Source organism: Bacillota bacterium (assembly GCA_013178415.1).
GTDB lineage: Bacteria > Bacillota > SHA-98 > Ch115 > Ch115 > Ch115.
This window is the reverse complement of the sequence record JABLXA010000044.1, coordinates 1-9,844: the sequence shown is the minus strand read 5'-3', so window position 1 is coordinate 9,844 and position 9,844 is coordinate 1. Positions and strand designations below refer to the sequence as shown.

The window sequence follows — 9,844 nt, the reverse complement described above, 5'->3', positions numbered from 1 at the left end:
GTATCCGCTTTATTCTTTAGCCTTACCCGCTAAATCTGAAAAGTCGCCTTTTAAGTCCTTTTCTTCTCCTGATATAGCACAAAGCCATAGACTATTCCGGCTCACGTCCTATAACATGATATGCTTTGAGCCTTCTATATGCCTAGGAAGAGCGAGAATGATTCAGCAACAGAATATCGCTCGTACCATGGCTTCCTATCTTCACTATGTACATGGTGAGGGGGGATAACCATAGCTTAAGCTAAGCATAGAAACCTTAATTTATCTGGCTGACAATCATCTCGTATCCGAATATCGTGAACCTAAAGTTAGACCGCTGACCAAAGAATGGGAGAAAGGTGGAATGAAGGGTATGGGTGTACAAGCTAGAGAATCTAATTCCGTTGCGATCGCCACGACAGAAAAAGAACCAGAACCTGGTGATCTCAAGAAAAAACTCATGGATGAAGCTTCTATTAGAAAACGTCAGCGGAATGCTCAACGAAAAGCTGAGTTGGCGGAGAAGCTTGCTGCAATTACAGCCGAACTCTCTAGCGGTGTCGAGCAGGCCAGAGCAGCAGCACAAAGCCTCCAGGCGACAATGGAAAATATCGCTTCCGCATCTCTCGAAGCCTCAAAAGCCTCTGAGGAAAGCCTTAATAGCGCGAAACGGATCGAAGAAAATGCGCGGGAGGCAGAGAAGATAGCCTCTGTTTTTGTGGAGAAAACGACAGCTCTTCAAACTCTTGTCGGTACGACTGGTCAGGACATCGCAAAGCTTATCGACGGCGTAAATCTTGCAGGAGAGAACAATATCAAATCTGCAAGCAACGTTGCGGAATTAGAAAAGCATGCAGAAGAAATTGGGAATATTGTTAAGACTGTCATGGGAATCGCGGATCAGACCAACCTATTGGCCCTTAACGCGGCTATAGAGGCGGCCCGCGCCGGCAAGCATGGTCTAGGGTTTGCTGTAGTTGCAGATGAAGTTCGCAACCTCGCGGAAACAGCAGCACTAGCAGCTAAAGATATACGCGAGCTTATAGGCAACATCCAAAGCGACGTTAAGGTTGTTTCTGAGGATATTGAGAAGATTGGTAAAGATTCTCGCGAGGAGGTAGAAAAAGCTGCAAAGATTACCCAGGATCTTGCGACTATTGGAAAGGACATGGCCAACGTCCTCTTAGGTGTCCAGGAGTCCCAGCGTCAATTGATCGAGGCTGCTAAAGCAGCCGGAGAAATGAGGGCAGGTGCTCAGCAGATTGCTTCTGCAGCAGAGCAGGCTGCTGGATCCACACGGGAATCCAGCAAAGCTGCGGGCGAACAAGTAAAGGCTCTCACCGAAATAGGGGGGGCGGCTGAAGAACTGGCTCGAATGGCGGATGACCTTAGGGGTTCTTCTGCAGGGGTAAGAGCGGCCGATAATACTTCAGCTGCTGCCCAGGAGCTATCCGCCACTATCCAGCAATCAAATGCAGCTACACAGCAGATCATGGCCGCTATTGAACAAATCGCATCTGCCGCGGAGGAACAGTCAGCGGCCGCGCAGCAATCGCTGGCTGGCGCGCAACAGATCGAGAAGAACTCTAAAATCGTTGTTGAGACTACTGGGAAGTCTTTGGAGGACGTTAACAAGCTTCAAACCCTGCTTGCACAAAGCAAGACAGAGGTTGACAGGATGATCGCAGCCATTGGGAGTGCTGCAGAGGAAAATCTGAAGGCGGCAAAAAATATTAGCACCCTTCGCGATAGGGCTCGTCAGATAGATAAAATAGTGGATACGGTCTCCAACGTCACTATCCAGACTAACCTTCTCGCCCTTAATGGCGCAATTGAGGCCGCGAGGGCTGGCAAGTACGGTAAGGGATTTGCTGTGGTGGCTGGCGACGTAAGGGCGCTGGCCAAGCAATCTGCAGAGGCTGCCGATAAGATAAAAGATATGGTCCGGAATGTCCAAGACCAGATCGCAGTGGTTTATGCCGACATAGAAGATGCAGCTGGACTCGCTGCTCGTGCAGTGGATGAGGCTAGGAAGGCGACAGAAAACCTCAACGCGGTAGAATCGGATATGGTTGTGATCCAGGAAGGCGTAGCGAGCCTCGCGAAGGGTGCCCAGGAATCCCTTGAGGTTATAACCAGTGCTACAGCTGCGATTGGTCAGATCGCAAAATCTGCCGAAGGAATTTCTCAAGGCGCACAGGATGCTTCACGTGCTGCTCAGGAGAATGCGGCAGGCATGCAAGAGTTGGCGAAGGCAGTCGAGGAAGTCGCTGAGGTAGCTGAAGAATTACAACAGATAGATTAAGGAGGTGTTGGAATTGGCGATCAGAGCTAATGAAATCATAGACGATGAAGCGCTTGAAACTTCTGGTGATCTAATCGATGAAATCCAGCTGGTAAGTTTTAAGCTAGGCGCTGAAGAATACGGCGTTGATATTATGCAAGTTCAGGAGATCATTCGTTTGATTGATATAGTGCGTGTACCAAAGGCGCCTGCGTTTGTGGAGGGAATAATAGATCTTCGAAATAAGGTCCTCCCGATCGTTGATCTTAGAAAGCGCTTTGATATGCCCGAAACTGAGAAAACGGACGCGAGCAGAATTGTCGTTATAGATATCGACGATATGACGGTGGGCCTCATAGTGGATTCTGTGTCAGAAGTCCTTCGTATCCCACTTAAGTCGATAGAACCGCCACCCAAAATAGTCTCGGGTATAGAGTCCCGTTTCTTGAAAGGAATCGGTAGAGTGAAGAACAGATTAATCATTTTATTGGATCTGGCCAAGATCTTTTCTATTGATGAAGCCGCTGAGTTAGGTAAAGTAGAAGAGCTAGTCGAAGCCGAGGAGGAACGACATCCTGCATGAGAAGAGAATAATAGTTTGCATTGCAGAGTTGGTAGCGAGCAGGGGAGCGAGTATCCTGGTTGCGCCTAGCCTCGGATCATGTATCGGTCTCGCGCTCTATGACAGAGAAACCAAGGTAGGCGGATTGGCCCATATCCTCCTCGATTATGCGGCCTCCTACAGGGAGTCTGGCCAAGCCTTGGGGAAATATGCGGATACAGCAATCCCCGAGTTAATCAGGAGGATGGTATACCTTGGTGCATCCACCGAGAGGATAACGGCCAAAATTGCCGGGGGCGGGAATATGTTCGGAGAGTGTATCCCCGCCCCAATCTTTGACCCTGGACTTAGGAATGCTCAAGCCGTGAGTGAAATGCTGAGGAATATAGGGATTCCGCTGGTGGCTGAAGATATAGGCGGCTATCAATATAGAACTATGGAATTTGCCCTTTCCTCCGGTGAGGTAGTTATCAAACGCTGGGGAGAGGAGGATATAATCCTTTAAAACTATGGCGATAAAGGTTCTAGTTGTTGATGACTCTGCTTTCATGAGGAAAGTCCTGACAAATATTTTGAGATCTCATCCGGGTATACAGGTAGTTGGAACTGCTCGTAATGGAGAGCAAGCTCTAGAGCTTGTAGATGAGTTAAAGCCGGATGTCATAACTTTAGATGTAGAAATGCCAGTAAAAAACGGCATAGAAACCCTTGAAGAGCTGATGGCGAAGCGTCCAACTCCAGTCCTAATGATAAGCTCCTTAACTCAGGAGAACGCCAAAGTAACAATAGAATGCCTGGAGAAAGGGGCAATAGATTATATCCCGAAACCTTCCGGGTCTATTTCATTGGATTTAGCCAAGAAAGAGTCAGAGATAATTGCAAAAGTCTTCGCCGCTGCACGGGCAAAGGTTAAGGTTCCAAGGAAAGGGAGTTGGCTGTCTGAAAAGATTGAGACTACCACCCTACATAGGGGTATGGGGATAGCTATAGGAGCTTCTACAGGGGGGCCCCGGAATATTTTAGATGTAATCCCTTGTCTACCTCAAGACTTCCCTGCCCCCGTGTTCTATGTGCAACATATGCCACCTGCTTTTATACCGTCGTATGCAGAGCGTTTGAATCAGCTAAGCCAGCTTACAGTGAAGGAAGCGGAGCACGGCGAGATATCTGAAGCTGGGGTCGTGTACCTGGCTCCAGGAGACTATCATATGACTGTGATCAGGAGGAATTTTGGTGACGGCTGTATGATTTGTCTTTCTAAAGAGCCTGAGGAGACCGTATTTAGACCTTCTGTAGATGTGCTTATGGTTTCTATGGCTTCTGTGTTTCGGGATAAGGCTATAGGAGTGTTGATGACCGGTATGGGGAGAGATGGGGCCGAAGGAATGAAGGCTATTCAGGCTAAGGGCGGTCTTACAATAATTGAGGATAAATCTACTTGCGCGGTCTTCGGTATGCCTTCTGCAGCATTAGAAGAAGGAGCCGCAGAGATAGTGGCCCCTTCATATGAGATTCCAAGGCAGATCATCAGGGGGCTTAGGCGATGAAAGAATTCTTAAAGCATACGAGATCACTCTTTAGGAAACTACAGAAGGTATTGGGCTGGCCCTCTTATTGGGCCATTGGTTTTCGGTCGCATCCCTCCTGTGGAGCGGTGGAGGCGGCCCCGATATCCTCATCCAATGAGAGGGCAGCCTGCTTTGAGATCAAGATTGTTTTAAACCCCGAATCACCTACTAAACTGGCTCGCTCTATGGTGATTTTGAATAATCTCAAAGAGATAGGTGAAATAACAGCCGGCGAGCCCGACCTTGAGACCCCGGAAAGCGCCCCCCTGGATTCGTTTAACCTCATATTCTTTACTACACATACTGAGGAAGATATAAGGCGCGTCTTAAGCCAAAGTGGCGGTCCCGATGAATTCTCATTTGAAATTAAACCGCTGAGTTGTGAGGGTAAAAGGCCTATAGAAGGGCCTATAGATCATGTTCCCGATACTGCTAACCAGGATAATCCTGGTCAGGAGGTTTCCAGCCAGGCAGTTTCTATTCAAGAGTGTGTTAACGAAGGCCCAACAGCTGATAAGATACCAACGTCATCCTTCAATTTGTCATCTCCTAATCAGTATCCCCTTACAGAAGAAAAGACCGAGGGAGATGAGATAACTTCTATCAGGGTAAACCTGCACCAAGTGGATGACATAAATAACCTCGTGGGTGAGTTGGTTATCGAGAAAGCGCGCCTGGGAGCCTTGATCGGCGAGCTTTTGCCTGCGTTAAACGAAGACGAAACCCAGAGAATTGGTATTGGACTCAAAAAATCCTACGATAAGCTTGAGGCAGCACTCAACGCGCTGAGGGAACGTACGATGGGCTTGAGGATGTTGCCCATAGGGAGCTTATTTTCAAGGTATAAACGGCTGGTCCGAGATCTTTGTGTTGCTACTGGCAAGAAGGCCGAACTTTTAATTCTAGGGGATGAGACTACAATTGACAAGAGTATCATTGAGGAAATTGCTGATCCGTTAACCCATCTTATACGGAATGCTATCGACCATGGTATTGAATTTCCTCAGGAGCGGTTGGCAAAAGGAAAGCAGATGACTGCACAGATTTGGCTGAGAGCATTTAACGAAGGCGATGATGTAGTTATTGAGGTTGAGGATGATGGCGTAGGGATCGATATTGAAAAAATCACGCGGAAAGCTCTTGCGCGAGGTTTAACTGTAGACAGCATGACTGAAAAGGAGATTTTAAGCCTGATTTTTCTGCCAGGATTCTCAACGTCTGAAAAGATTACCGATATATCTGGCCGTGGGGTGGGCATGGACGTTGTGAAGACTCAAGTGGAGAAACTCAGGGGCAATATAGAGATCATCACGGAGAAAGACAAGGGCACTACCTTTAGGGTCAAGTTGCCACTTACATTATCAATTGTCGATGCTCTCCTAGTAAATGTCATGACTGAAACGATTGCGGTACCTTTATCTTCAATCGTTGAAATAGTAGACATCGAAACACTTTCCTTGGAAACCATGCTTGGCCAAACATGCGTCGATATAAAATCAGAGATTTTGCCCGTTGCCTACCTTGGGAATATCTACGGTACCGGGAATGCCTCAGAAAGCCATGCCCGATACCTGCTGGTGATGGAGACTCGCCTGGGACGGGTTGGTTTGACAGTAGACGCATTGGTTGGGCGGACAGAGATAGTAATAAAGACGCTAAGTGATTACGTGGGGAACATCGCCGGAATCGGTGGAGCAACTATCCTGGGGGACGGCCGCGTTGCCTTAATAATTGATACTAGCTCCCTTACGCCCGCAATAATCTTTGGCAACGAGGTGGCTTAAGGTGGAAGAAAATGATATGTTGTCAAGGTTAAACGGTCTTGATGCAACCGCCCGCAGGGATTACGCAAAGAAGCTCGGAAATGAGCGAAATGAAGATTCTGTCCGGATTCTTTTTCATTTACTAAGAGATGAGAATAAGGGCGTGGTCGATGCAGCCCTCCGCTCTTTAACGACTATAGGCGGATCAGAGGTTCTTGAGTTGGCGCTCGAACTGCTTCAAGGGCATGACGCAAATCTGCGGAGTATCGCCATTGACATTATACATTCTATGGACCCCTCAATCATCAGTAGCAGCCTAATTAGATTTTATCAAAGCTCATCTGGAGCTAAAAAGAAGCTAGCCATAGAGCTATTAGGAAAACTTGGTGCCGATATGGCTTTGCCACATTTATTTGAGGCCCTTTACGATGCGGACCCAAATGTTCAGATTGCTGCTGCTGAAGGCCTGGGCTTTGTTGAATCAGAGGTGCCTAGCTCTATCCTCTCCAAGAAGTTGCTTGGTGTTTTGAATAACGAAAGTAATACCTGGCTTCGATATGCTATATTTGAGACCTTGGGCCTGATTGGAAACGAACACGATCTACACCGTATTTTTCAGTGTCTCCGATACCCGCTAGATGTTAGTGGCTTCATCCACGCATTTATGCTTAGGACAGGCCTTGAAGCTATACTCCAGTTCGTAACAAATGTAGAAGAAATCTACTCAGGAGAGAAGGAAGGGCCTCCTGAGGAGAAATATATTTGGGATGGATTCCCGAAACCTTTCCCCAAGCTACTAAGAGCGGTTAAGTATAGTCTCGAAGAATCGGAAGGATCCCTGAGAGATCCTATAAACGTAGAACTCAGCAGAATACTTAGACAGCTACTATTATAAGGTACACATTTTGGGAGGGTATTGGGGGAAGAGCTATGGGATATACATTTGAACCGATAGATAGAGAATTTGAGGATATATGCCAACTAGTTTATCGTAAGAGCGGGCTAAAATTCGATTCAAATAAAAGGGGTTTTGTTGAGCATAAGGTGGCCGACCGCTTACGCCTTTTAGGACACTCATCATACGCGGAGTATTTTCAATACCTGCAGAGGGATCAATCAGAAACAGAGATTAGGATTCTTCTTGACCTCCTTACGACAAATGAAACTTACTTCTTTCGTGATATGGCGCAGCTAAAGACGTTCGAAATAGTAGCGCGTTCTATCCTAGAGGCCCAGACCGAACGAAAATTGCGCATCTGGAGCTCAGGTTGCTCTATAGGATGTGAACCCTATTCACTCGTAATTCTCCTTATTGAATCGATGAAGGACGTTCTCCCTTTCGATTTTGAGATTCTAGGGACTGATATAAGTATGAGTGCCCTCGATGTTGCGCATAAAGGCCTTTATATGGAACGCGAGATAAGGGAACTCCCCCAATACATCCTTAATAAATACTTTACACATGATGGTACTTACTATGTACTTTCAAAGAAAATTAGTAGCTTTGTGAACTTTCAGTACCTAAATCTCATGGATAGACAGCTAATGTCTATGCAGAGGGGATACAATATTATCTTTTGTCGGAACGTGCTCATGTATTTTGACGAGGATTCACGGCGGATAGCCCTTGAATATCTGTATGATAGTCTTCTTCCAGGGGGATATATCTTTCTGGGCCGGGCCGAGTCCATGAATGGGGCCTCGCGGGCTTTCAGGTTGATCAGGGTCGGGAATGACTTAGTGTACATGAAATAGAACTTAAGAGGAGTAAGTCTGGTATGAAAAGGATAATGATAGTCGATGATTCTCGAACAACCAGGAAACTGGTCGCCGCGCTTCTTGAACAGGATGGATACCAGGTAGACTCGGCATCTAATGGAATCGAGGCATTGGAGGCTCTTTTCCGGTCGGCTTATGATCTAGTTATCATTGATATCGATATGCCTCAAATGGATGGATTCGAACTACTTCGTTCATTGAAGGCGGATGGTGTATACCAGAAGGTACCTATCATCCTCCTAACGGCCGAAGCCACCTGTGAAGAAGTAGCCCGCGGTTTATCTTTGGGGGCGAGAGAGTATCTCGTAAAACCCGTTTTGTTGGGTAAACTCAGTTGCTGTGTGCGGAGAATCTTGGCTGATGAATCCCAGGAACCATGTAACCTGGAGGAGAGGGATAGCAGTGATTGAAGATCAAGAAATCATTAAAGAATTCATAGCCGAGGCGGAAGAACATCTTAGAAGTTTTGAAGAGAATCTTCTCAGGCTTGAACAATCTCCTGAAGATCTAAATCTCGTAAAGGAGATGTTTAGGAGTGCCCATACATTAAAAGGTAATAGTGCATACATGGGACTAGAAGAGATGGCTGCTCTATGCCACGAAATTGAAAACATGCTCGAGCCGATCAGGAATGGGAATGTCTCTGCCGGGACCTCCACCGTGAATGACCTTCTTTCCCGCCTCGATAGATTGAAAGAACTTGTCCATATGGTGAAGGGCCTTGGAACTTCCTATAATGTTGAAACTCGTACGGAGGAGGGCCCACCTATTGGTCCTGATGAAGCTGAGGCTATTCAAGAACAGGGTGATCGCGAGGATATAGACCTGGAAGTCAATAGATTCTTACTCTTCGAGGTCTTAGGGGCAACTCTTTGCTTGCCTGTGCACCAAGTAGTAGAAGTTACAGAGCCTACTACCGTATCGCGTCTTCCATATTATGCGGGGAGAGGTCTTCTAGGGCTAATTAATCTAAGGGGGGAAATTGTCCCGCTCTTCGATACTGCCTTGAAATTAGGGATAGGAAAACTCGATAAGATCGAACACTACGTGGTTGGAGAAGAGTCAAGAGGTAAGGTCGCCCTTGCTGTTGGACGCGTAATAGGAGTCAACTATATCACTAGCTTTAGCATCGGCGAACAGGCAAGGTTAATTAATCGAGAATTCTTTGGAAAATATGACACTTCTCTGATTACACCTCTAAATTTGGAGGAGATTATTGATAAATAACATGACGAGGCAGGTCCTATAGTTACGGGGCTCAAAGATGGGCTCATAATCCTTCTGGATCCTACGCGTGTACTCTAGCGTGGTAAATTTCTAAAATTAGGGGCAGTTAAGAAGCTGAGGATTTAATCCCGGGAGGAGCAAGATGATTCCGATATGGACTTAGCTTCAATTATTGGCCTTACCTTAGGTATAATCTTGATATTTTCTGCAATTGTTATGGGCGGGTCTGTAAATATTTTTCTTGATATTCCCTCTGTGCTCATAACAATGGGCGGCACTTTTGCCGGCATTCTGATCAATTATTCGCTTTCCGATGTCTTCGGGTTGATTAAGGTCGTTAAGAACGCCTTTATCAATAAACTCCCAGAGCCCTTAGAAGTTATCGAACAGATGGTGGAGCTTTCAGAGATCGCCCGAAAAGACGGTTTTCTTGCCCTCGAGTCTGTAGATCTTCGTATAAAAGATAAGTTTCTCGCCCAGGGAGTGCAGTTTATAGTTGATCACTATGAACCTGAAAATATAAGGCAGATGCTTGAAACGGACATCGCCTTTCTACAGAAACGGCATGCTTTGGGGCAGAGGATCCTGGCAACCATGGCTTCTCTAGCGCCGGCATTTGGCATGATCGGGACGCTGATTGGGCTGGTTCAGATGTTAAGAAACCTGGATAGCCCGGATAAAA

Annotated in this window: 10 protein-coding genes; all 10 read left to right on the top strand. The window is 46.6% G+C overall.

Annotated features, from left to right (window positions below):
• The first annotated feature begins 343 nt into the window (after positions 1–343).
• Positions 344–2,284 (top strand): methyl-accepting chemotaxis protein, encoded by a 1,941-nt coding sequence (locus HPY52_16775; GenBank protein ID NPV81887.1) that lies wholly within the window; start codon positions 344–346, stop codon positions 2,282–2,284.
• 73 nt (positions 2,285–2,357) lie between these two features.
• Positions 2,358–2,846, top strand: coding sequence for a purine-binding chemotaxis protein CheW (locus HPY52_16770; GenBank protein NPV81886.1), 489 nt, complete (start codon positions 2,358–2,360; stop codon positions 2,844–2,846).
• Positions 2,836–3,330, top strand: a complete 495-nt coding sequence (locus HPY52_16765; GenBank protein ID NPV81885.1) for a chemotaxis protein CheD — start codon at positions 2,836–2,838, stop codon at positions 3,328–3,330. Before HPY52_16770 ends, HPY52_16765 begins: the two co-directional genes overlap by 11 nt.
• A gap of 4 nt (positions 3,331–3,334) precedes the next feature.
• Positions 3,335–4,372 carry a chemotaxis response regulator protein-glutamate methylesterase gene (locus HPY52_16760; protein ID NPV81884.1) on the top strand — a complete coding sequence of 346 codons (1,038 nt, stop codon included), beginning with the start codon at positions 3,335–3,337 and terminating at the stop codon, positions 4,370–4,372.
• Positions 4,369–6,177 carry a chemotaxis protein CheA gene (locus tag HPY52_16755; GenBank protein ID NPV81883.1) on the top strand — a complete coding sequence of 603 codons (1,809 nt, stop codon included), beginning with the start codon at positions 4,369–4,371 and terminating at the stop codon, positions 6,175–6,177. The genes HPY52_16760 and HPY52_16755 overlap by 4 nt, the downstream gene beginning before the upstream one ends.
• Before the next feature lies 1 nt (position 6,178).
• Positions 6,179–7,051: a HEAT repeat domain-containing protein gene (locus HPY52_16750; GenBank protein NPV81882.1), complete on the top strand. Its 873-nt coding sequence runs from the start codon at positions 6,179–6,181 to the stop codon at positions 7,049–7,051.
• A gap of 35 nt (positions 7,052–7,086) precedes the next feature.
• Positions 7,087–7,911 carry a protein-glutamate O-methyltransferase CheR gene (locus HPY52_16745; protein NPV81881.1) on the top strand — a complete coding sequence of 275 codons (825 nt, stop codon included), beginning with the start codon at positions 7,087–7,089 and terminating at the stop codon, positions 7,909–7,911.
• Positions 7,912–7,934: 23 nt separating this feature from the next.
• Positions 7,935–8,345 carry a response regulator gene (locus HPY52_16740; protein NPV81880.1) on the top strand — a complete coding sequence of 137 codons (411 nt, stop codon included), beginning with the start codon at positions 7,935–7,937 and terminating at the stop codon, positions 8,343–8,345.
• A complete protein-coding gene (locus HPY52_16735) occupies positions 8,338–9,162 on the top strand; it encodes a hypothetical protein (GenBank protein NPV81879.1) in 825 nt (274 codons plus the stop codon). The genes HPY52_16740 and HPY52_16735 overlap by 8 nt, the downstream gene beginning before the upstream one ends.
• Before the next feature lie 216 nt (positions 9,163–9,378).
• Positions 9,379–9,844: motility protein A (locus HPY52_16730; GenBank protein ID NPV81878.1), on the top strand; the 466-nt coding region annotated here is incomplete at its 3' end.